The sequence below is a fragment of the Xenorhabdus sp. IM139775 genome, assembly GCF_028598745.1.
Taxonomy (GTDB): domain Bacteria; phylum Pseudomonadota; class Gammaproteobacteria; order Enterobacterales; family Enterobacteriaceae; genus Xenorhabdus.
Genome location: NZ_JAQRFK010000043.1, coordinates 1 through 22,592, shown reverse-complemented (window position 1 = coordinate 22,592; position 22,592 = coordinate 1). Strand labels below are relative to the sequence as shown.

The following is a 22,592-nucleotide window of genomic DNA, read 5'->3' as shown; positions in this document are numbered from 1 at the left end:
TCATACTAAGGTGTCATTGAAAGGAAAAGTAAACGATGATCCATCATCAACTCTAAGTTAGAATGATAGATTGGCAGGTAAATAGGCATGTGGACTTCAGATTGTGCTGAATTACACTTCTTTTATTAATTATCTGTAAGCCCGCCTGATAGGGTGTGCTCATTGTGCTGTTATTACAAAAATCAGGAAGATGTTGTTTGGGCTTAGGATTGATTTAGAGGTTTAATAAATGAAACAAATTCCGATGACGGTACGTGGCGCGGATAAGTTGCGCGAAGAATTAGAATATTTGAAAAATGTACGTCGCCCGCAAATTATTGCTTCAATTGCTGAGGCGCGTGAGCACGGTGATTTGAAAGAAAACGCGGAATATCATGCCGCCCGTGAGCAGCAGGGTTTTTGTGAAGGCCGTATCCAAGAAATTGAGGCTAAACTTTCCAATGCACAGGTGATTGATGTCACGAAAGTGACCAACAATGGCCGGGTAATTTTTGGAGCAACGGTAACGGTACTGAATGTGGATTCTGACGAAGAGCAGACCTACCGTATCGTCGGTGATGATGAAGCGAATATTAAAGAAAATCTTCTTTCAGTGAATTCACCCATTGCCCGTGGCCTGATTGGTAAAGAAGTGGATGATGTGGTTGTGATTACTACGCCTGGCGGTCAAGTGGAATACGAAGTTTTGAATGTGGATTATTTTTAAAACACGATGATCATCGGCGATGATGCTGACATATCTTGATATATATCGTGGTTATATATTGTGTTGGCATAGGTTGGCATAGGTTGGCATAAAAGAAAAAGGCCAGTTATTGGCCTTTTTTATCATAACAAATCAATCAATATGGCACTTTTGTATAAGTCTGCCGTGATTATTTAGGTAAACTAATTTTGCGTTCTGCTGATGGACGGTAGAGAACTAACATTTTTCCAATGATTTGCACATTATGTGCGCCAGTTTCACGAACAATCGCTTCAGCGATCAAAGTTTTTATTTCGCGCTCTTCGCCTGCAACTTTGACTTTGATAAGCTCGTGATGTGAAAGAGTCTGTTCGATTTCAGCCAATACGCCTTCGGTCAGCCCATTGTTGCCGATCATAACGACAGGCTTTAATGAATGAGCGAGGCTTTTCAGGTGTTGGACTTGTTTTTTGTTAAGAGTCATTGTTTTTTTGCTTAGTTGGGATTGAAAACGATGTATTCTACCGCCATCTCATACCTATCACCATAAAAGTGTGGTGTGGTTTGACAAGAGAGCGCAAAAAAATCAGGCGCCCTATTAGTAGAGTTGGAAAGAACAATGGCCAATAAAAAACGCTCAGCAAGCTCAAGTCGCTGGTTACAGGAACATTTTAGTGATAAATATGTTCTTCAGGCGCAGAAAAAAGGGCTTCGCTCTCGCGCTTGGTTTAAACTTGATGAGATACAGCAAAGCGACAAAATCTTTAAACCGGGCATGACCGTTGTTGATTTAGGCGCTGCTCCGGGTGGGTGGTCTCAATACGTAGTGAGTCAGATTGGTAATAATGGACGAGTGATCGCGTGTGATCTTTTGCCAATGGATCCGATAGTTGGCGTCGATTTCCTGCAAGGGGACTTTCGCGATGAACTTGTATTGAAAACATTACTTGAGAGAGTTGGTGATAATAAAGTCCAGGTCGTCATGTCGGATATGGCTCCCAATATGAGTGGAACCCCCGCGGTCGATATTCCCCGATCCATGTATCTGATTGAGTTAGCGTTGGATATGTGTCGTGATGTGCTGGCCCCTGGGGGGAGTTTTATTGTCAAAGTGTTTCAGGGAGAAGGCTTTGATGAATACCTGAGGGAAATACGCTCCCTTTTTGCGAAGGTAAAAATTCGTAAACCAGAAGCTTCGCGGGCACGATCACGTGAAGTATACATTGTAGCGACAGGGCGGAAAGTGTAGTACCCTGACTACTATTTGTTAACACAGTTGTAATATGAGGTTAATCCCTTGAGTGACATGGCGAAAAACCTGATTCTCTGGTTAGTCATCGCAGTTGTCTTGATGTTATTGTTCCAGAGTTTTGGTCCCAGCGACTCTAACGGTCGTAGGGTAGATTACTCTAGTTTCATCACTGAGATATCGCAGAATCAAGTAAGCGAAGTACGTATTTCGGGTCGTGACATTGATTTCACTAAGAAAGACAACGGTGGAAAATACAGCACTTATATGCCGGTTCAGGATGAGAAGCTGCTGGATACCCTGCTCAATAAGCAGGTAAAAGTTGTTGGTGAACCACCAGAGCAACAAGGTCTGTTGGCGACACTCTTTATTTCATGGTTCCCAATGCTACTGCTCATTGGCGTCTGGGTTTTCTTTATGCGCCAAATGCAAGGTGGTGGCGGTAAAGGGGCGATGTCTTTTGGTAAAAGCAAAGCCCGTATGTTGACGGAAGATCAGATCAAAACCACGTTTGCCGATGTTGCTGGTTGTGATGAAGCAAAAGAAGAAGTGGGCGAATTGGTTGAGTATCTGCGTGAACCTGGCCGTTTCCAGAAACTGGGTGGCAAGATCCCGAAAGGCATCCTGATGGTGGGTCCGCCAGGTACGGGTAAGACATTGCTGGCGAAAGCTATCGCAGGTGAAGCGAAAGTCCCTTTCTTTACCATTTCTGGTTCTGATTTTGTTGAAATGTTCGTTGGTGTCGGTGCTTCCCGTGTTCGTGATATGTTTGAACAGGCGAAAAAAACGGCACCGTGCATCATCTTTATTGACGAAATTGATGCAGTTGGTCGTCAGCGTGGTGCGGGGCTGGGTGGTGGACACGATGAACGTGAACAGACACTGAACCAGATGCTGGTTGAAATGGATGGTTTTGAAGGTAACGAAGGCATTATTGTTATCGCTGCGACTAACCGTCCTGATGTTCTGGACCCAGCCCTGTTACGCCCTGGTCGTTTTGACCGTCAGGTCGTTGTTGGCCTGCCGGATGTTCGTGGCCGTGAGCAAATCCTGAAAGTGCATATGCGCCGAATTCCGCTGGATACTGATATTGACGCATCAATCATTGCGCGTGGTACACCTGGTTTTTCCGGTGCCGATTTGGCTAACCTTGTGAACGAAGCCGCTTTGTTTGCTGCCCGCAGTAACAAGCGCGTTGTTTCTATGGTTGAGTTCGAAAAAGCCAAAGATAAGATCATGATGGGTGCAGAGCGTCGTTCAATGGTGATGACGGAGGAACAGAAAGAATCCACGGCATATCATGAAGCAGGGCATGCCATTATTGGTCGTTTGGTTCCGGAACATGATCCGGTTCATAAGGTTACGATTATTCCGCGTGGCCGTGCGTTGGGTGTCACGTTCTTCTTGCCAGAGGGCGATCAGATCAGTGCAAGCCGTCAGAAATTGGAAAGCCAGATTTCAACCTTATACGGTGGGCGGTTAGCGGAAGAAATTATCTATGGTGTAGATAATGTTTCTACTGGTGCGTCCAATGATATTAAAGTGGCGACCTCTATCGCGCGCAACATGGTGACTCAGTGGGGCTTCTCAGAAAAACTGGGGCCATTGCTGTATGCGGAAGAAGAAGGTGAAGTTTTCCTCGGTCGTTCGGTTGCTAAGGCAAAACATATGTCTGAAGACACTGCACGTTTAATCGATCATGAAGTCAAGGCTCTCGTCGATCGTAACTATTTACGTGCTCGTCAGATTCTGATGGATAATCTTGATATTCTTCATTCAATGAAAGATGCGTTAATGAAGTATGAAACGATTGATGCGCCTCAGATTGATGATCTGATGAATCGTACAACCGTACGTCCACCAGCAGGTTGGGAAGGTGATAATAATGGCGGCAATAATAATAACCGTCATGATACATCATCTCCGCAGCAAACTTCGAAACCTGTGGACGGAAATCCAACCGCATAACGTAGTGTATTTATTTCTTAAATTAAACCCCAGGCTTGCCTGGGGTTTTGACATTAAGGCACCTAGCGATGAAATTGACTGCCAGAGGCAGCATCCTCGATCTTTCCTGCCCACAAGTGATGGGAATTTTGAACGTGACTCCCGATTCTTTCTCTGATGGTGGCATCCATAATACCTTTGATACCGCACTGGAACATGCCGACAGGATGATCAAAGAGGGCGCAGCCATTATTGATGTGGGAGGGGAATCGACCCGTCCCGGAGCGAATGAGGTGAGTGAACAGGAGGAACTGGATCGTGTTGTTCCGGTGATTGAGGCGCTGGCTCAACGTTTTGATGCCTGGATTTCTGTGGATACCTCAAAAGCTGTTGTTATGCGGGAATCCGCCAAGGCTGGGGCGCACATTATCAATGACATTCGCGCGTTGCAGGAACCTGGAGCACTTGATGCGGCAGCACAAAGTGGTTTATCGGTCTGTTTGATGCATATGCAGGGGCAACCTCGCACGATGCAGACAGAACCTCACTATGAACATGTTATATCGGAAGTAAAAACATTTCTGACGCAGCGGGTTGAGCGCTGTGTTGCGGCCGGTATCGCAAAAAACAACCTGATCCTTGATCTTGGCTTCGGTTTTGGCAAGAACTTATCGCATAATTATCAGTTATTGGCTCATTTGCAAGAATTCCATCATTTGGGATTACCTATTCTGGCGGGAATGTCACGCAAGTCCATGATTGGTCAATTGCTTGATGTACCATCGCAGGAGCGTGTGACAGGAAGTGTTGCTTGTGCCGTGATTGCAGCCCTGAAAGGTGCCCAGATTATCCGTGTGCATGATGTCAAAGAAACGGTTCAGGCAATGAAAATCGTTCATGCAACCCAGTCTGCCAACATTATCTGTACGGACATTACCTGTACGGACTAAATGGACGAAATAAACTATCTGAAAAGAATACATGTTTATAAAACATATCGTTTGTAAAATACCCCGTTTGTAAAGAACATGATGTCAGCAAAAAATATGCTGTGAGCAGAGAATACGTTCAGCAAAGGAAAAAGAAATTTATGAGTAACCGTAAATATTTTGGTACTGACGGTATCCGTGGCAGAGTGGGTAATACCCCAATTACCCCTGATTTTGTATTGAAACTGGGTTGGGCTGCGGGAAAAGTACTGGCGCGTCATGGTTCTCGCAAAATCATCATTGGTAAAGATACCCGAATCTCAGGTTATATGTTGGAATCTGCGCTGGAAGCAGGATTGGCCGCAGCCGGTTTATCGGCATCCTTTACCGGGCCGATGCCAACACCTGCCGTAGCATATCTGACACGTACTTTCCGTGCAGAAGCAGGTATTGTTATTTCTGCTTCCCACAACCCTTACTATGATAATGGCATTAAATTCTTCTCTATTGATGGCACTAAATTACCTGATAATGTTGAAGAAGCGATTGAAGCAGAAATGGAAAAAACCCTGACCTGTGTGGAATCGGCTGAGTTGGGGCGGGCAAACCGGATAGTTGATGCAGCGGGTCGTTACATTGAATTTTGTAAAGGGACATTCCCCAGTGAGCAAAGTTTAAATGGGCTGAAAGTTATTCTGGATTGCGCCAATGGTGCGACCTATCATATCGCTCCGAATGTTCTCAGAGAACTGGGCGCGGAGGTGATTACCATTGGTTGTGAACCTAATGGCATCAATATTAATGAAGAATGTGGCGCAACAGATGTGCGGCTATTGCAAAAACGGGTACTGGAAGAACAGGCACACGTTGGTCTGGCATTTGATGGTGATGGTGACCGTATCATCATGGTTGATCATCTGGGCGAAAAAGTTGATGGCGATCAGATCCTGTATATCATTGCGCGTGAAGCGTTAAGGCAAGGCCAGCTACGTGGTGGAGCCGTAGGGACGTTGATGAGCAATATGGGGCTGGAATTGGCACTGAAACAGCTTGGTATCCCATTTGAGCGTGCGAAAGTCGGCGATCGCTATGTGCTGGAGAAATTGCAGGAAAAAGGCTGGCGTCTGGGTGCCGAAAACTCAGGCCATGTGATTTTGCTGGACAAAACCACAACCGGAGACGGCATTGTTGCTGGATTGCAAGTCTTGAGTGCCATGGTACGCAATAATATGAGTTTGCATGACTTGTGCAGCGGCATGAAACTTTTACCTCAAATTTTGGTTAACGTCCGCTTTACGGGTAATATCGATCCCCTGCAATCAGAATCAGTGCATGACGCCGTAAAATCTGTTGAGGCGGAATTGAATGGCCGCGGTCGTGTTCTGCTGCGTAAATCGGGTACAGAGCCATTGATTCGCGTCATGGTAGAAGGTGAAGATGAAGAGCAAGTCACTGCATTGGCACATCGTATTGCAGATGCTGTGAAAAAAATAGGTTGATTTGTTGATTTTTTACCCGAACAGCGCCAGTATTTAAAATTAATCTTGCGTGTCTGATACGCTTTGGTTAGTATTCACACCCGCTCAATAAGTTAATTTTTCTAATTTTGTGAGCGGGTGATGCAATATAACGTCGCTACGAAATTGTGGTAAACCCCACGAGGAAACGGGTACAACATATGTATGAAGCTCTTTTAGGTATATTCTTGCTGGTTGGTATCGGGCTAATCGCTCTGGTTCTGCTACAGCAGGGTAAAGGTGCTGATATGGGTGCTTCTTTCGGCGCGGGTGCATCTAACACGCTGTTTGGTTCATCGGGTTCCAGTAACTTCATGACCCGCATGACGGCTGTTTTTGCCACATTGTTTATTGTTATCAGTCTGATTCTGGGTAACATGACCAGTAATAAGACAGTTTCTGGCAGTAAATGGGATAATCTTGTCGAACCTGTAAAAGTTGAAAAACAGACAGAAGTTCCGGCAACGCCAGCAAAACCAAATAGTGATATCCCGCAGTAAGATCCAGTAACAGAATTGAAGTAGGGTTGTTAATTTTAACCGTATAACAATCCTCTAAAATCAGTGCCGAGGTGGTGAAATTGGTATACACGCTACCTTGAGGTGGTAGTGCCTAAACAACGGGCGTACGGGTTCAAGTCCCGTCCTCGGCACCATAAATCTATAAACTTGCGTTTTTAATATTATCAGCGTAAGATTTGCCACGTTTTCGAACGCGGGATGGAGCAGCATGGTAGCTCGTCGGGCTCATAACCCGAAGGTCGTCGGTTCAAATCCGGCTCCCGCAACCACTTCTAACAACATGTACCTTTTCAGCAGTAATCCTCAGCAGCCATTGAGATATCGATCCTGATTTGACAGGTTGCTTTGAAAGGTATACAAAGAAGTTGGTTGAGACCGCTGGCAGTAAACAGGGTCCAGTTGCATAAAGCCCCGAGTGTCGGGGTTTTTTGTTATTTGACAGCAGAATTACTGGGCTAATATAGCCCTTTTTTTATGTCTTGGGGGTGGGCTTGTCCACATTAGAGCAAAAATTAACAGAGATAATTTCAGCACCAGTTGAAGCTTTGGGTTTTGAATTAGTTGGCCTGGAGTTTATTCGCGCTCGTGTATCAACGTTGCGGATCTATATCGATAGTGAGGAGGGTATCACTGTTGATAATTGTGCTGATGTTAGCCACCAGGTCAGTGCAGTGCTTGATGTTGAAGATCCGGTTCCTGGGCTTTATAACCTAGAAATATCTTCACCAGGGCTTGAGCGTCCACTGTTTAAGGCTGAACATTATCAGCGTTTTATCGGCGAAGAAGTCAGTCTGATGTTACGCATGGCAATGCAGAACCGTCGCAAATGGCAAGGTATTATCAAGGCTGTTGATGGTGAAATGATTACGGTTGCGGTGAATGGAAAAGACGAAGTGTTCGCACTGAGCAACATCCAGAAAGCGAACCTGGTACCCCACTTTTAAAGTTCGGATGAGGCAACTAGGATGAATAAAGAAATTCTGGCTGTTGTGGAAGCGGTTTCTAATGAAAAATCACTCCCTCGCGAAAAAATCTTCGAAGCATTAGAGATTGCGCTGGCGACAGCCACCAAGAAAAAGTATGAGCAGGAGATCGATGTTCGCGTCTGCATCGATCGTAAATCAGGTGATTTTGATACCTTCCGTCGCTGGTTAGTTGTAGAAGAAGTGACTCAACCAACGCGTGAAATCACACTAGACGCTGCAAAATTTGAAGAACCAGAAATTGATCTGGGTGGTTACATAGAAGATCAAATTGAATCAGTCACTTTTGATCGTATTACGACCCAGACGGCAAAACAGGTTATCGTACAGAAAGTTCGTGAAGCTGAACGTGCGATGGTTGTTGATCAATTTCGTGCACAGCAGGGCGAAATTGTGACCGGTCAGGTCAAAAAAGTGAACCGTGAAAATATTACCTTGGATTTAGGTAGTAATGCTGAAGCGGTCATTTTGCGTGAAGATATGTTACCACGGGAAAACTTCCGTCCAGGTGACCGCGTGCGCGGTGTCCTGTATGATGTTCGCCCAGAAGCTCGTGGTGCACAGCTTTTTATCACTCGCTCCCGTCCAGAGATGTTGGTAGAACTATTCCGCATTGAAGTGCCTGAGGTTGGTGAAGAAATCATTGAAATCAAGGCGGCTGCCCGTGATCCGGGTTCCCGTGCAAAGATCGCAGTGAAGACCAACGACAAGCGTATTGATCCTGTTGGCGCTTGTGTCGGTATGCGTGGTGCAAGGGTACAGGCCGTTTCCAGTGAGTTGGGCGGTGAAAGAATTGACATCGTGCTGTGGGACGATAACCCTGCGCAGTTTGTCATTAATGCAATGGCTCCGGCGGATGTTGCATCTATTGTGGTTGACGAAGACAACTGCACAATGGATGTTGCCGTAGAAAACAGTAATCTTGCTCAGGCGATTGGACGTAATGGTCAAAATGTTCGTCTGGCGGCACAACTGTTGAAAAAGCATCGTGGTGATGACAAGTGGGAACTGAATGTCATGACTGCGGAAGAGCTACAAGCAAAACATCAGGCAGAAGCTCATGCTTCTATTGATACATTTACTAAGCATCTCGACATTGATGAAGATTTCGCCACTGTATTAGTTGAGGAAGGTTTCTCTACACTGGAAGAGCTGGCTTACGTGCCAATCAATGAACTTCTGGCGGTAGAAGGCCTTGATGAAGAAACCGTTGAAGTTCTTCGTGAACGTGCTAAAGCGGCCTTGACAACGCTGGAACTGGCTCAGAAAGAGAGTCTTGGTGATCAGCAACCTGCCGAAGATTTATTGAATCTGCCCGGCATGGAGCGTACTTTGGCGTTTAACCTGGCTGTCCGTGGCATCTGTACTCTGGAAGATCTTGCAGAACAGGGTATCGACGACTTATCTGATATCGAAGGACTGAATGATGAGAAAGCAGGAGAACTCATTATGGCAGCCCGTAATATCTGTTGGTTTGGCGATGATGCATAAATAAACTGTAGCAGGAAGGAACAGAATGACAGAGGTAACCGTAAAATTACTGGCAGAAGAGATCCAGACATCGGTAGAACGTCTAATCCAGCAATTTGCTGATGCTGGCATTCAGAAAACCGCAACTGACTCTGTTTCCCAGAAAGAAAAAGAAGCTTTGCTGGCCCACCTGAACCGCGAACAAGGCGGTTCTGGCGGTCAGCCAGGTAAATTGACACTACAGCGTAAAACGCGCAGTACACTGAACGTTCCTGGCACCGGTGGCAAAAGTAAATCGGTAGCGATTGAAGTCCGCAAAAAACGCACATATGTGAACCGCGATGCCGTTGACCAGGTTAAAGCGGAAGAGCAGGCGGAGCGTGAAGCGGAAGAGCAAGCTCGGCGCGAGGCAGAAGAGAAGGCGCGGCTTGAGACTGAAGCGAAAAAACTCGCGGAAGAGCAAGCTAAACGTGACGTCGAAGAAAAGACAAAACGTGAAGCGGAAGAGAGCGCTCGACGTGTAGCAGAAGAAAAAGCCAAGCGTGAGGGGGTTAAACTACCCCAAGGTGAGGCGGCGGAAAAAGAAAAAGTGACTAAGCAACATACCGAAAACAAACAAAAATCAGTTCAGACTCATCCTGCTGCGCAAAATGAAAAAGTGCGTCGTGAAGTTGAAGCTGCAAATCTAAAACGTAAAGCTGAAGAAGAAGTGCGCCGTAAGGTGGAAGAAGAAGCGAAGCGTGTTGCAGAAGAAGCTCGTCGAATGGCGGAAGAGAATAAAGACAAATGGTCTAACGACGCTGATAATAATACCGAAAATAGTGATTACCACATAACCACTTCCCGCTATGCTCGTGATGCGGAAGATGAAAACGACGCCAAAGTAGAAGGCGATCGTCGTTCCCGCTCCCGTGGTGGCAAATCCCGCCAGAAGAAGAATAACAAACATTCTGAATCGAAAGCAGATCGCGAAGAAGCGCGTGCTGTGGGTCGCACCAAAGGTAAACAACGTAAACCTAGCTCGTTACAGCAGAGCTTCACGAAACCTGTTGTTGCAGTTAACCGTGACGTTGTGATTGGTGAGACGATCACTGTGGCTGAATTGGCTAATAAAATGGCCGTCAAAGGTGCCCAAGTCATTAAGACTATGATGAACATGGGCGCAATGGTCACCATCAACCAAGTGATCGACCAAGAAACAGCGCAGACGGTTGCCGAAGAAATGGGGCACAAAGTTATCCTGCGTCGTGAAAACGAGCTGGAAGAAGCGCTGATGAGCGATCGTGATACGGGTGAAACACTGGCAGAATCCCGTGCGCCAGTTGTGACCATCATGGGTCACGTTGACCACGGTAAAACTTCCCTGTTGGACTATATCCGTTCTACGAAAGTGGCTTCTGGAGAGGCGGGTGGCATTACCCAGCACATTGGTGCATATCATGTGAAAACTGAAAAAGGCATGATCACCTTCCTGGATACCCCAGGCCATGCTGCGTTTACCTCCATGCGTGCCCGTGGTGCGAAAGCAACAGATATCGTTGTTCTGGTTGTCGCGGCAGATGATGGCGTGATGCCTCAGACTATAGAAGCTATCCAGCATGCTAAAGCGGCCAACGTACCGGTTGTTGTTGCTGTGAACAAGATCGATAAGCTGGAAGCTGATCCGGATCGCGTGAAGACGGAATTGTCGCAATACGGCATCATGCCAGAGGATTGGGGCGGTGAGAACCAGTTCATCAATGTGTCTGCCAAAGCAGGTACGGGTATTGATGAATTGCTGGAAGCCATCTTGCTTCAGGCTGAAGTCCTTGAACTGAACGCTGTACGTACTGGCATGGCAAATGGTGTGGTCATTGAATCCTTCTTGGATAAAGGCCGTGGCCCAGTTGCAACCATTCTGGTTCAGTCTGGTACTCTGAACAAAGGCGATATCGTTCTGTGTGGCTTCGAATATGGTCGTATCCGTGCGATGCGTAACGAACTCGGCCGTGAAGTGACTTCTGCTGGTCCATCTATCCCAGTGGAAATTTTGGGTCTGTCCAATGTCCCATCTGCGGGTGATGAAGCGACGGTTGTTCGTGATGAGAAAAAAGCGCGTGAAGTGGCCTTGTATCGTCAGGGTAAATTCCGTGAAGTGAAATTAGCTCGTCAGCATAAGGCTAAGCTGGAAAACATCTTCGCCAGCATGGAAGAAGGTAAGGTCTCTGAGCTGAACATCGTTCTGAAAACGGATGTTCAGGGTACATGTGAAGCCATTTGTGACGCGTTGCTGAAACTGTCAACGGATGAAGTGAAAGTGAAAATCATCGGTTCTGGTGTAGGTGGTATCACTGAAACTGATGCGACACTGGCAGCGGCATCTACCGCAATTATTCTGGGCTTCAACGTTCGTGCTGATGCGTCTGCACGTCGTATTATCGAAAACGAAAGTCTGGATCTGCGTTACTACTCTGTTATCTATAACCTGATTGATGAGATCAAACAGGCTATGAGCGGCATGCTGGCACCAGAGTACAAACAGCAGATCATGGGTCTTGCCGAAGTTCGTGACGTCTTTAAGTCACCGAAGCTTGGTGCCGTTGCGGGTTGTATGGTGACAGAAGGTTCTATCAAGCGTAATAATCCGATCCGCGTACTGCGTGATAACGTCGTTATTTACGAAGGTGAACTGGAATCCCTGCGTCGCTTTAGGGATGACGTTAGCGAAGTCCGTAATGGTATGGAATGTGGTATCGGTGTGAAGAACTACAATGATGTTCGCGTTGGCGACATGATTGAAGTCTTTGAAGTGATTGAAATTAAACGCTCCATTGATTAATACCATTATTTATACCCAATAGATTCATTCCATTCTTGGGGGGCTTAATGCCCCCCAAAATGTCAGGAGATATAACAATGGCAAAAGAATTTAGTCGTACTCAGCGCGTTGCACAGGAAATGCAAAAAGAAATTGCCATCATCTTACAGCGTGAAGTCAAAGATCCCCGTATCGGTATGGCGACAGTCTCTGGTGTTGAGGTTTCCCGCGATCTGGCTTATGCCAAAGTATTTGTCACCTTTCTGAATGTGCTGGTTGAAGGGCATGATTCAGATAGAGTTGAAGAAGGTATCAAGGCCTTGAACGAAGCCTCTGGTTTTATTCGTTCCCTGCTAGGTAAAGCGATGCGCCTGCGTGTCATTCCCGAGCTGACATTCTCTTATGACAGTTCGTTGGTGGATGGGATGCGGATGTCGAATTTAGTCAGTAACGTCGTTAAAAGCGATGAGAAACGTCGCGCCTCTGCGGATCACGCGGATCATAATGAGGAAAAGTGATGGGGCGCCGTCGTAAAGGCCGTGCGATACACGGTGTGCTGCTGCTGGATAAGCCGCAAGAGATTTCCTCCAATGATGCGTTACAAAAAGTAAGGCGGATTTTCAATGCCAGCAAGGCGGGCCATACGGGGGCACTGGACCCATTGGCAACCGGCATGTTGCCGATTTGCCTTGGTGAAGCGACCAAATTTTCCCAATTCTTGCTGGATTCTGACAAACGCTATCGCGTGATTGCCCGTTTGGGACAGCGGACGGATACGTCGGATTCACATGGAACCCTCATCAGTGAACGTGAAGTCAACATCACTGAACCTCAGCTCAATGCTGCATTGGAGACATTCCGTGGTGACACCATGCAGGTTCCTTCCATGTATTCTGCATTGAAACATCAGGGGAAACCACTCTACGAATATGCCCGTCAGGGTATCGAAGTTGAGCGGGAAGCACGTCCTATCACGGTTTATGAATTACAATTCATTCGCTGGGAAGGGAATGAACTGGAATTGGAAATACACTGTTCCAAGGGAACGTACATTCGTACCATCATTGATGATTTAGGGGAACGGCTGGGCTGTGGCGCACATGTTATTTATCTGCGTCGCTTACAGGTTGCCCATTATCCTCATCAAAGAATGGTCACGTTGGAACAGTTACATGAATTAAAACAACAGGCTGAAGATCAAGACATTGAGGCGTCGGAATTGCTTGATCCATTGTTGCTGCCCATGGACACCGCGGTGACCCATTTTCCTGTCATTCACTTAACCTCTGTGGTTGCGTCGTACTTCAAACAAGGTCAGCCTGTTCGAAGCAAACATAATTTGACTTCAAATGAATGGGTGAGAGTTACCGCAGGCGATGAAAATAACTTCATCGGCATTGCAGTGATTGATGAGGATGGATTAGTGGCGCCACGTCGTCTGGTTGTTGAAACTGAATAGCTGTTAAAAACAAATCGCTGTTAAAAACAAATAGCTGTTGAAATCGATAATGATAGCAACAGACAAGGAATTTGGAGCAGGTAATTTGAGTTGGGGCGCAGAATGGCGGCGATTGTGCTGTCTTGCGCTTCACTTATTTGCAGCGTAGAATACCGCGTCTACATGAGTTGCTGAATTAGAGATCGGCACTTGTCATTTTAAATTACATAATTGGAGTTATACTATGTCTCTAAGTACTGCTGCAAAGGCGCAGATTATTGCTGAATTTGGTCGCGGCGCTAACGACAGTGGTTCCAGCGAAGTTCAGATCGCTCTGCTGACTACTGACATCAACCACCTGCAAGGTCACTTTTCAGAGCACAAAAAAGATCACCACAGCCGTCGTGGTCTGCTGAGAAAGGTTGCACAGCGCCGTAAGCTGCTGAACTACCTGAAGCGTAAAGATTTGGCACGCTATACTGCTCTGATTGAGCGTCTGGGACTGCGTCGCTAATTGATGAGTTTCAGTGGAAAGGGGCCTAATCGGCCCCTTTTCTTCTAAGAAACGGAATTGATACAAACAGAATTGGGAAATTTAACCACTGTTTTTACCGTTTCTAAAATTTGAACCTCTTCCGCTACAGTGACTCGCGCGGCTAATGAGAGTCCTTAAAGGATTGAGCACTGTCATTAGTCGTGAGGGTGTAGCAAGAAGAGAAACTCTATTGTTGTCTCTTTCTTAAAGCGGCAACACTAACAAAGGAAGATTATTTTGCTGAATCCGATTGTTCGTAAATTTCAGTATGGTCAACACACGGTGACCATTGAAACTGGCATGATGGCTCGTCAAGCGACAGCAGCCGTTATGGTAAATATGGATGACACTGCGGTATTTGTCACCGTGGTAGGTCAAAAGAAAGCCAAAACAGGTCAGGATTTCTTTCCTCTGACTGTTAACTATCAGGAGCGTACTTACGCTGCTGGCCGTATTCCGGGAAGTTTCTTTCGTCGTGAAGGTCGTCCGGGCGAAGGCGAAACATTAGTTGCCCGCCTTATCGACCGCCCCCTGCGCCCTCTGTTCCCAGAAGGTTTCCTGAATGAAGTTCAAATCATCGCGACAGTCGTTTCTGTTAACCCACAAATCAACCCTGATGTCGTTGCGATGATTGGCTCCTCTGCTGCACTGGCATTATCTGGCATCCCATTCAATGGCCCAATTGGTGCTGCACGTGTTGGCTACATCAACGACCAGTACGTACTGAACCCAACCAGTGATGAGCTGAAACACAGCCGTCTGGATCTGGTGGTTGCGGGTACAGAGGGTGCGGTACTGATGGTAGAGTCTGAAGCCGAGCTGCTGACGGAAGAGCAAATGTTGGGTGCGGTTGTGTTTGGTCATGAGCAACAACAGATTGTGATTGATAACATCAACGCACTGGTGGCTGAAGCAGGCAAAGAGAAATGGGATTGGTCGCCAGAGCCGGTTAACCAGCCTCTGCACGCTCGTGCTGCGGAACTGGCTGAAAGCCGTCTGGGTGACGCTTATCGCATTACTGAGAAGCAGGAACGTTACGCTCAGGTTGATATTATCAAAGAAGAAGTCACTGCGGTTATCTTGGCAGAGTCTGCGGAAAAAGGCGTTGAACTGGAAGAAAAAGAGATTCTTGCCGTTCTCTCCGGTCTGGAAAAAGACGTTGTTCGTAGCCGTGTCCTGCGTGGTGAACCGCGTATTGATGGCCGTGAAAAAGACATGGTTCGTGCTTTGGATGTTCGCACTGGCGTCCTGCCACGCACTCATGGTTCATCTCTGTTTACCCGTGGTGAAACTCAGGCACTGGTGGCGGCAACACTGGGCACCGAGCGCGATGCCCAAGTTATCGATGAACTGATGGGTGAGCGTACCGATCGTTTCTTGTTCCATTATAACTTCCCTCCATACTCTGTCGGCGAAACTGGCATGGTCGGTTCACCAAAACGTCGTGAAATTGGTCACGGTCGTCTGGCGAAACGCGGTGTATTGGCGGTGATGCCAAATGCCAGTGAATTCCCGTATACCATTCGCGTTGTGTCTGAAATCACGGAATCCAACGGTTCTTCCTCTATGGCGTCTGTCTGTGGTGCGTCACTGGCACTGATGGATGCAGGTGTGCCAATTAAGGCGGCTGTTGCAGGTATTGCAATGGGTCTGGTGAAAGAAGGCGAGAACTTTGTTGTTCTGTCTGATATTCTGGGTGATGAAGATCATCTGGGCGACATGGACTTTAAAGTAGCGGGTAGCCGTGATGGTGTCAGCGCATTGCAAATGGACATCAAAATCGAAGGTATTACCCGTGAAATCATGCAGATTGCGCTGAATCAGGCCAAAGGTGCCCGTTTGCACATCCTGAATGTCATGGAACAAGCGATTCATAGCCCACGCAATGATATCTCTCAATTTGCCCCACGTATCCACACTATCAAGATCAATCCAGACAAGATCAAAGATGTGATTGGTAAAGGGGGTTCCGTGATCCGTGCATTGACGGAAGAAACAGGTACTACCATTGAGATTGAAGACGATGGTACGGTGAAGATTGCGGCGACTGACGGTGATAAAGCGCGTCATGCTATCAGACGTATCGAAGAAATCACGGCAGAAGTTGAAGTTGGCCGTATTTATGCTGGTAAAGTGACCCGTATCGTTGATTTTGGCGCATTTGTTGCTATCGGCGGCGGTAAAGAAGGTCTGGTACACATTTCTCAGATCGCGGAAAAACGTGTCGAGAAAGTCACCGATTACCTGCAACTTGGGCAAGAAGTACCGGTAAAAGTGCTGGAAATTGACCGTCAGGGTCGTATCCGCCTGAGCATGAAAGAAGCCGTGGCTACGACGGGTGAAACACAGCAGTTACCAGAATCATCAGTAGAATAAATTTGACGTAAAGCGCGGCGTCCTGTAAAAAGGGCGCCGTTTACCTCAATAGATTTTGAGTTGTTGTGTTTATCGTAGCGTTTGTCTTCGCTTGGCAATAACTTGGAAGATGAGAGAGAAAGTCAATTTTGGGCAGGAAGCCTGAAATATACAATGTGGGTGGAGTAACAGGGCATTCTGATTGATGTCTGACTTCGGGAGTGGGAAATGAATTCTTTTCTGCGCTGGTGTTACGTTGCAGCTATTTTTCTTCTTGTGGGATGTAGCAGCACTGGGTGGCGTAAAAATGAAGTTATTGCTATTCCATTACAACCGACATTGCAACAAGAGGTTATTCTGGCTCGCATGGAGCAAATACTGGCGAGTCGGTCACTTACGGAAGATGAGTACGCACAGCTTTTATATGAACGAGGTGTGCTGTATGATAGCCTTGGGCTGAGGGCACTGGCACAGAATGATTTTTCAGTGGCTTTGTCTATCCGTCCTGATATTCCTGAAATTTTTAATTATCTGGGAATTTATTTTACGCAGGCAGGCAATTTTGATTCTGCCTATGAAGCGTTTGATTCTGTTTTAGAACTTGATCCAACTTACAACTACGCGCGAATGAATCGCGGTATTTCACTGTATTACGGTGGCCGCTATCAATTAGCGCAGGATGATCTGCAGGCGTTTTATCAAGACGATCCAAATGATCCCTTCCGTTCGTTGTGGTTGTACCTTGTGGAAGAAAAAATTGATCCTAAGGTTGCAATGACTAATTTGTCACACCATTTTGACAAAGCGAACCGGGGGCGATGGGGCTGGAATATTGTTGAATTCTATTTGGGTAAAATCAGTGAGAAGACACTGATGGAACGCTTAAAACAGGGTTCAACAGATAACACTTCGCTCGCTGAGCATCTCAGTGAAACTGACTTCTATTTAGGTAAACATTACCTAAGTCTGGGGGATGAGGATAACGCAGTTGCGTTATTCAAGCTGACGGTAGCTAACAATGTTCATAACTTTGTTGAGCACCGCTACGCATTGTTGGAATTGGCGCTATTAGGCCAAAAACAAGATGACTTATCGGAATCGAACCAACAATAGCTGACGAACATTTTCACGACAGATTTTAAAGTCCACATCTCTAGAGGTGGGGGCTTGTTTGTTCGTTTAATAACATAATTTGAGCCAGTTCACATTTTAAATGAAAATGACAGAAATTCTTTTCACTGTGTTATGTAGACTGGCCGCCACGATTAATGAGGCACCATTACATGACCACTGAGACTGAAATCTCTTTTGCTGATTTAGGTTTATCTGCACCTATTCTTTCTGCACTGGAAGACATGGGCTATGAAAAGCCTTCTCCTATTCAACAACAATGTATTCCCCACCTGCTGAACGGTCGCGATGTGCTGGGGATGGCACAGACTGGCAGTGGTAAAACCGCCGCTTTCAGCTTGCCTTTATTGCATAACATTGATGCTGAACTTAAAGCGCCACAGATCCTTGTGTTAGCGCCAACCCGTGAACTGGCGGTGCAGGTTGCTGAAGCGTGTTCAGATTTTTCCAAGCACATGCGTAATGTGAATGTTGTTGCGCTTTACGGCGGACAGCGTTATGATGTTCAATTGCGTGCTTTGCGTCAGGGGCCACAAGTTGTGGTGGGAACGCCTGGCCGTTTGCTCGACCATCTGAAACGTGGAACATTGGACCTGTCTAACCTGAAAGGTTTGGTACTGGACGAAGCCGACGAAATGCTGCGCATGGGCTTTATTGAAGATGTTGAAAACATCATGAGCCAGATCCCGGCTGAACACCAAACTGCGCTGTTCTCAGCGACAATGCCGGAAGCGATTCGCCGCATTACCCGTCGTTTCATGAATGATCCACAGGAAGTTCGTATTCAGAGCAGTGTGACAAACCGTCCTGACATCAGCCAGAGCTACTGGTCTGTTTACGGCATGCGCAAGAATGAAGCGCTGGTGCGTTTCCTTGAAGCAGAAGATTTTGATGCGGCGATTATTTTCGTTCGCACCAAGAATGCAACGCTGGAAGTTGCAGAAACACTGGAACGCAACGGCTACAACTCTGCGGCCCTGAATGGTGACATGAATCAGGCTCTGCGTGAGCAGACACTTGAGCGTCTGAAAGATGGTCGCTTGGACATCCTGATTGCGACTGATGTTGCCGCTCGTGGTCTGGATGTTGATCGTATTAGCTTGGTTGTTAACTACGACATCCCAATGGATGCAGAATCTTATGTACACCGTATTGGTCGTACAGGTCGTGCAGGCCGTGCGGGTCGTGCTCTGCTGTTTGTTGAAAACCGTGAGCGTCGTTTACTGCGTAACGTTGAACGCACCATGAAACTGACCATTCCAGAAGTAGAACTACCAAATGCAGAGCTTCTGGGTCAGCGCCGTCTGGAGAAGTTTGCGGCCAATGTTCAGCAACAGCTTGAAAGCAGCGATCTGGAACAATACCGTTCATTGCTGTCCAAGTTGGGTACTAGCGATGATCTGGATATGGATACACTGGCAGCAGCCCTGCTGAAAATGGCACAGGGTGAGCGCCCACTTATTCTGCCAGCTGATCCAGTGCGTCGTCCTCGTCGTGAATTCAACGATCGTAACGATCGTGATGACCGTCGTCGTAATAGCAACGGCAACCCGAGTAGCTTTGGTGAGCGTGACAGAGGTGAGCGAAGTGAGCGAGGTGATCGTCCTCGTCGCGAACGTCGTGACGTGGGTGATATGGAACTGTATCGCATCGAAGTTGGCCGTGATGATGGCGTTGAAGTTCGCCACATTGTGGGTGCAATTGCAAACGAAGGTGATATCAGCAGCCGTTATATCGGTAACATCAAGCTGTTTGCGACTCACTCTACGATTGAACTGCCAAAAGGAATGCCAGGGGACTTGCTGTCTCATTTCACCCGTACCCGTATTCTGAACAAGCCAATGAATATGCAGTTGATGGGTGAGGCACAACCATTTGAACGTCGTGAGCGTCGTGGTGACCGCAGCAATGGTAACGGTAGCAATGGCCCACGTCGTGACCGTGACGGTTTCAGCAACAGCAATAGCAATAACGGTGGCCGTCGTTTTAACAACGAACGTCGTGGCGGCGCTGAGCGTAGCTCTTTCCGCGGTCGCAGCAACGATGATGCACCACGTCGTCGTCAAAGCAATGGCAACGTTTAAGTACAAGCTAATCTCTTATTGAGACTTGCTTGATTTATCGTTGCGTTGAACATATCGCAACGATGAATTAAAAAAGCCCTTTCTCTATCATGGAGAAAGGGCTTTTGCTATTTAGCTTACTAATTATGTTAAAACATATCACATGACATGAAGTTATATAAACGCTGAATTAAATTCAGGCTGTTTTCTTAGTGAGGCGTTTGCTTAATTCCTTTCAGGAAGCGATGCTGATTGAGCAGAGTCTGTAACTGAAATGCGGCATCAAAAAAATCACCGATCAATAAACGTGAGGTACTGAAATTCCCTTTAATCTCCAGTTGTTGCTGATTCTTGAGGTTTTTCAATATCATTCGGTTGGTATTAATTTTGCTAAGCGGCGATTAATTTAACCCCAATTCTTCTTTAAGGGGTTTCAAGTAACGACGACTCACCGGAATACGCTCGTCATTGCTCAGAACCAGCTCTGCCTGCCCGTTTTCGCCAAAAACAATCTCCCGTAATTGCGTCATGTTAACTAAATACTGGCGATGGCAACGGGTGAGTGAAGTGCGGGTTTCCAGTGTACGCAAAGTCAGCTCGGTAAAGCCTTCTTGCCCGTTGGCACTCATGACATATACCCCACTCAGCCGGGAAGTGACATACAGGACATCATCCAATGGCATCAGCCAGATTCGGCTATGTCCGGTACAGGGAATATATTTCAGTTGTTCATCTTCACGCTGAACTTCAGTCAGATTTTGCTTTTTATAGCCAGAACGCAATCGTTTCAGCGTTTTACTCAGGCGCTCTTTTTCCAGTGGCTTCAATAAATAATCGAAAGCATGTTCTTCAAAGGCTTGTATCGCATATTCATCGAACGCAGTCAGAAAGACAATATAAGGGCGATGCTCAGGATCAAGCATACCGACCATTTCCAGTCCGGTAATGCGGGGCATTTGAATATCGAGGAAGACCACATCGGGTTTCAGGCGATGAATGGCACCAATCGCTTCTACTGCGTTGGCACATTCACCCAGGATTTGAATATCGGTTTCCTCTTCCAGCAGACAACGTAGGTTCTCACGCGCCAGTGGCTCATCATCAACAATCAATATATTCATATTTACGCCGCTTTTTTAGTCTCTTTTTCTAATGGTAAACACAAAATGACACGGGTAAATTTTTCTGGCTGGCAATCAACTCGCACCCCATATTGTTTACCATAACGAAGCCGCAGACGTTTATCCACTAAACTCATCCCAAGGCCATCCCCCATTTTTTGGGGGCAATACAGCCCGGCATTATCTTCAATCTTCACCAAGAGCAAATTGGCTTCCTGATGAGCGCTAATCGTAATTCTTCCTGTCTCCAGTAACTGTGATGTGCCATGTTTAATGGCATTTTCTACCATGGGTTGGAGGGAAAAGGCCGGTAGCCGTGCATGGCGCAGGGACTCAGGTATTTCAATGGCAATCTGAAGGTGCTCACGGAAACGGGCTTTCTCAATTTGTAAGTAAGCGTTTACATGCTCTATCTCATTTTCCAGTGTGGCGATATCTTCAGGCCGCTTTAAATTTTTACGGAAAAATGTTGAGAGATACTGCACAAGCTGACCTGCCTGCTGGCTATCCCGACGGATAACGGCTTGCAATGTATTTAAGGCATTAAATAAAAAGTGAGGATTCACTTGCGCGTGAAGGAGCTTTATTTCTGATTGCAGCAAAGATTGCTTATTCCGTTCATACTGTCCGGCAAGAATTTGGGCAGAGAGCAGGCTGGCAATTCCCTCTCCCAATGTGCGATTGATGGAACTAAATAAGCGGTTCTTGGCTTCGTAAAGTTTGATCGTGCCAATGACTTGTTGATTTTCTCCCCGCAAAGGGATCACCAAAGCGGAGCCAAGTTTGCAGGTTGGGCTAAGGGAGCAGCAATAAGGTGTTTCATTGCCATCGGCATACACGACCTCATTATTTTCAATCGCACGATGGGATTGTTTGGCCGCAATCGGCGTCCCCGGTAAATGATGATCCGAACCGATACCAATAAACGCCAGTAACTTTTCTCTGTCCGTAATCGCCACCGCCCCGATCTCTAACTCTTGATAGATCACTTTTGCCACGCGCATACTGTTATCTTCATTAAAACCCTTACGCAAAATGCCCTCTGTACAGACGGCAATTTTTAGCGCTTGGGCAGAAAAAGCGCTGGTGTATTTTTTGAAAATAGCACGCCTGTCCAATAAGATACGGATAAACATGGCCGCCCCGATACTATTGGCGATGATCATGGGCGCGGCAATATCTTTCACCAAACTCAACGCTTCACTGAACGGATTGGCAAGTAACAGGATAATGCCCATTTGCGTGCATTCAGCAAAGAAAGTGACAATGGCAGCCGTCCACGGATTCAATAACTTATTGAGTTGTCCTTTTTTCATCAGATAAATATGGACAAGACCACCGAGTACCCCTTCTACAATGGTGGATACCATACAGCTAAATGCGGTCATGCCACCGAGAGAATAACGGTGCAGTCCTCCGGTGAATCCCACCATTGCCCCGACGGTTGGCCCGCCAAGAAATCCACCCAGCACAGCCCCAATCGCGCGGGTATTGGCAATCGAATCGTTAACATTCAGTCCAAAATAGGTACCCATAATGCAAAAAATGGAAAAAATCACGTAACACATCAGCTTATGGGGTAAACGGACGGTGACTTGCAGCAAGGGAATAAACAGGGGCGTTTTACTCAGGAGCCAAGCGATCACCAGATAGACACACATCTGCTGAAGTAATAACAACACGAGGTTAAATTCGTACATACCTTCTCATCCGTCACATCAATAGGGCGTTGGCAGGATAACGTATTTACAGGCGGGGGGAAGCATTATCCGCCCCGTAGGGCGGATTTTCTAGTCAGGAACTGAAAATGGCGGATAAATAAAAATAAATAGTGTTAGTCCTTACAGATGA

General features: G+C 46.7%; 19 protein-coding genes and 2 tRNA genes. 17 read left to right on the top strand and 4 right to left on the bottom strand.

Going from position 1 to position 22,592, the window contains the following annotated elements:
• The first annotated feature begins 229 nt into the window (after positions 1–229).
• A complete protein-coding gene (greA, locus tag PSI17_RS10485) occupies positions 230–706 on the top strand; it encodes a transcription elongation factor GreA (RefSeq protein WP_273551945.1) in 477 nt (158 codons plus the stop codon).
• Between the two features lie 169 nt (positions 707–875).
• On the opposite strand, the gene yhbY is transcribed toward greA, so the two are convergent.
• A complete protein-coding gene (gene yhbY, locus PSI17_RS10480) occupies positions 876–1,169 on the bottom strand; it encodes a ribosome assembly RNA-binding protein YhbY (RefSeq protein ID WP_273551944.1) in 294 nt (97 codons plus the stop codon).
• A 135-nt stretch (positions 1,170–1,304) separates the two neighbouring features.
• Between yhbY and rlmE the strand changes: the two genes are divergently transcribed.
• The 16 genes from rlmE (at position 1,305) to PSI17_RS10400 (ending at position 19,641) form a co-directional block, all read left to right on the top strand.
• The gene (rlmE, locus tag PSI17_RS10475; protein ID WP_099140554.1) at positions 1,305–1,934 is read left to right on the top strand and encodes a 23S rRNA (uridine(2552)-2'-O)-methyltransferase RlmE; all 630 of its coding nucleotides are present in this window, start codon (positions 1,305–1,307) and stop codon (positions 1,932–1,934) included.
• Between the two features lie 48 nt (positions 1,935–1,982).
• On the top strand, positions 1,983–3,902 hold the full coding sequence (gene ftsH, locus PSI17_RS10470) for an ATP-dependent zinc metalloprotease FtsH (protein WP_273551943.1): 1,920 nt from the start codon (positions 1,983–1,985) through the stop codon (positions 3,900–3,902).
• A gap of 68 nt (positions 3,903–3,970) precedes the next feature.
• Positions 3,971–4,831, top strand: a complete 861-nt coding sequence (folP, locus tag PSI17_RS10465; protein ID WP_273551942.1) for a dihydropteroate synthase — start codon at positions 3,971–3,973, stop codon at positions 4,829–4,831.
• Between the two features lie 140 nt (positions 4,832–4,971).
• A complete protein-coding gene (gene glmM / locus PSI17_RS10460; RefSeq protein WP_273551941.1) occupies positions 4,972–6,309 on the top strand; it encodes a phosphoglucosamine mutase in 1,338 nt (445 codons plus the stop codon).
• A 179-nt stretch (positions 6,310–6,488) separates the two neighbouring features.
• The gene (gene secG / locus PSI17_RS10455) at positions 6,489–6,827 is read left to right on the top strand and encodes a preprotein translocase subunit SecG (RefSeq protein WP_273551940.1); all 339 of its coding nucleotides are present in this window, start codon (positions 6,489–6,491) and stop codon (positions 6,825–6,827) included.
• Between the two features lie 65 nt (positions 6,828–6,892).
• Positions 6,893–6,982, top strand: a tRNA-Leu gene (locus PSI17_RS10450).
• A 58-nt stretch (positions 6,983–7,040) separates the two neighbouring features.
• Positions 7,041–7,117, top strand: a tRNA-Met gene (locus tag PSI17_RS10445).
• Between the two features lie 222 nt (positions 7,118–7,339).
• A complete protein-coding gene (rimP, locus tag PSI17_RS10440; RefSeq protein ID WP_273551939.1) occupies positions 7,340–7,792 on the top strand; it encodes a ribosome maturation factor RimP in 453 nt (150 codons plus the stop codon).
• Between the two features lie 21 nt (positions 7,793–7,813).
• Entirely contained in the window at positions 7,814–9,322 is a 1,509-nt protein-coding gene (nusA, locus tag PSI17_RS10435; protein WP_273551938.1) for a transcription termination factor NusA, read from the top strand.
• A gap of 25 nt (positions 9,323–9,347) precedes the next feature.
• On the top strand, positions 9,348–12,119 hold the full coding sequence (gene infB, locus PSI17_RS10430; RefSeq protein WP_273551937.1) for a translation initiation factor IF-2: 2,772 nt from the start codon (positions 9,348–9,350) through the stop codon (positions 12,117–12,119).
• A 77-nt stretch (positions 12,120–12,196) separates the two neighbouring features.
• The gene (gene rbfA / locus PSI17_RS10425; RefSeq protein ID WP_273551936.1) at positions 12,197–12,616 is read left to right on the top strand and encodes a 30S ribosome-binding factor RbfA; all 420 of its coding nucleotides are present in this window, start codon (positions 12,197–12,199) and stop codon (positions 12,614–12,616) included.
• On the top strand, positions 12,616–13,557 hold the full coding sequence (gene truB, locus PSI17_RS10420; RefSeq protein WP_273551935.1) for a tRNA pseudouridine(55) synthase TruB: 942 nt from the start codon (positions 12,616–12,618) through the stop codon (positions 13,555–13,557). The genes rbfA and truB overlap by 1 nt, the downstream gene beginning before the upstream one ends.
• Before the next feature lie 223 nt (positions 13,558–13,780).
• Positions 13,781–14,050, top strand: coding sequence for a 30S ribosomal protein S15 (gene rpsO / locus PSI17_RS10415; protein ID WP_273551934.1), 270 nt, complete (start codon positions 13,781–13,783; stop codon positions 14,048–14,050).
• A gap of 258 nt (positions 14,051–14,308) precedes the next feature.
• Entirely contained in the window at positions 14,309–16,447 is a 2,139-nt protein-coding gene (gene pnp, locus PSI17_RS10410; RefSeq protein WP_273551933.1) for a polyribonucleotide nucleotidyltransferase, read from the top strand.
• 207 nt (positions 16,448–16,654) lie between these two features.
• Complete coding sequence (gene nlpI, locus PSI17_RS10405; protein ID WP_273551932.1) at positions 16,655–17,539, top strand: lipoprotein NlpI; 885 nt, start codon at positions 16,655–16,657, stop codon at positions 17,537–17,539.
• Between the two features lie 170 nt (positions 17,540–17,709).
• A complete protein-coding gene (locus tag PSI17_RS10400) occupies positions 17,710–19,641 on the top strand; it encodes a DEAD/DEAH family ATP-dependent RNA helicase (RefSeq protein WP_273551931.1) in 1,932 nt (643 codons plus the stop codon).
• A gap of 188 nt (positions 19,642–19,829) precedes the next feature.
• Here the strand turns inward: PSI17_RS10400 and PSI17_RS10395 are convergent, their stop codons facing one another.
• The 3 genes from PSI17_RS10395 to PSI17_RS10385 are packed head-to-tail and all read right to left on the bottom strand — an operon-like array spanning position 19,830 to position 22,441.
• On the bottom strand, positions 19,830–19,985 hold the full coding sequence (locus tag PSI17_RS10395; protein ID WP_273551930.1) for a hypothetical protein: 156 nt from the start codon (positions 19,983–19,985) through the stop codon (positions 19,830–19,832).
• Positions 19,986–20,021: 36 nt separating this feature from the next.
• Positions 20,022–20,741, bottom strand: a complete 720-nt coding sequence (gene btsR / locus PSI17_RS10390) for a two-component system response regulator BtsR (RefSeq protein WP_273551929.1) — start codon at positions 20,739–20,741, stop codon at positions 20,022–20,024.
• Positions 20,742–20,743: 2 nt separating this feature from the next.
• The gene (locus tag PSI17_RS10385; RefSeq protein ID WP_273551928.1) at positions 20,744–22,441 is read right to left on the bottom strand and encodes a sensor histidine kinase; all 1,698 of its coding nucleotides are present in this window, start codon (positions 22,439–22,441) and stop codon (positions 20,744–20,746) included.
• Positions 22,442–22,592: the final 151 nt, after the last annotated feature.

Coding starts and splice junctions, on each gene's coding strand:
- greA (WP_273551945.1), top strand. CDS start 230: ATGAAACAAATTCCGATGACGGTACGTGGCGCGGATAAGTTGCGCGAA.
- yhbY (WP_273551944.1), bottom strand. CDS start 1,169: ATGACTCTTAACAAAAAACAAGTCCAACACCTGAAAAGCCTCGCTCAT.
- rlmE (WP_099140554.1), top strand. CDS start 1,305: ATGGCCAATAAAAAACGCTCAGCAAGCTCAAGTCGCTGGTTACAGGAA.
- folP (WP_273551942.1), top strand. CDS start 3,971: ATGAAATTGACTGCCAGAGGCAGCATCCTCGATCTTTCCTGCCCACAA.
- glmM (WP_273551941.1), top strand. CDS start 4,972: ATGAGTAACCGTAAATATTTTGGTACTGACGGTATCCGTGGCAGAGTG.
- secG (WP_273551940.1), top strand. CDS start 6,489: ATGTATGAAGCTCTTTTAGGTATATTCTTGCTGGTTGGTATCGGGCTA.
- nusA (WP_273551938.1), top strand. CDS start 7,814: ATGAATAAAGAAATTCTGGCTGTTGTGGAAGCGGTTTCTAATGAAAAA.
- infB (WP_273551937.1), top strand. CDS start 9,348: ATGACAGAGGTAACCGTAAAATTACTGGCAGAAGAGATCCAGACATCG.
- rbfA (WP_273551936.1), top strand. CDS start 12,197: ATGGCAAAAGAATTTAGTCGTACTCAGCGCGTTGCACAGGAAATGCAA.
- truB (WP_273551935.1), top strand. CDS start 12,616: ATGGGGCGCCGTCGTAAAGGCCGTGCGATACACGGTGTGCTGCTGCTG.
- rpsO (WP_273551934.1), top strand. CDS start 13,781: ATGTCTCTAAGTACTGCTGCAAAGGCGCAGATTATTGCTGAATTTGGT.
- nlpI (WP_273551932.1), top strand. CDS start 16,655: ATGAATTCTTTTCTGCGCTGGTGTTACGTTGCAGCTATTTTTCTTCTT.
- PSI17_RS10400 (WP_273551931.1), top strand. CDS start 17,710: ATGACCACTGAGACTGAAATCTCTTTTGCTGATTTAGGTTTATCTGCA.
- btsR (WP_273551929.1), bottom strand. CDS start 20,741: ATGAATATATTGATTGTTGATGATGAGCCACTGGCGCGTGAGAACCTA.
- PSI17_RS10385 (WP_273551928.1), bottom strand. CDS start 22,441: ATGTACGAATTTAACCTCGTGTTGTTATTACTTCAGCAGATGTGTGTC.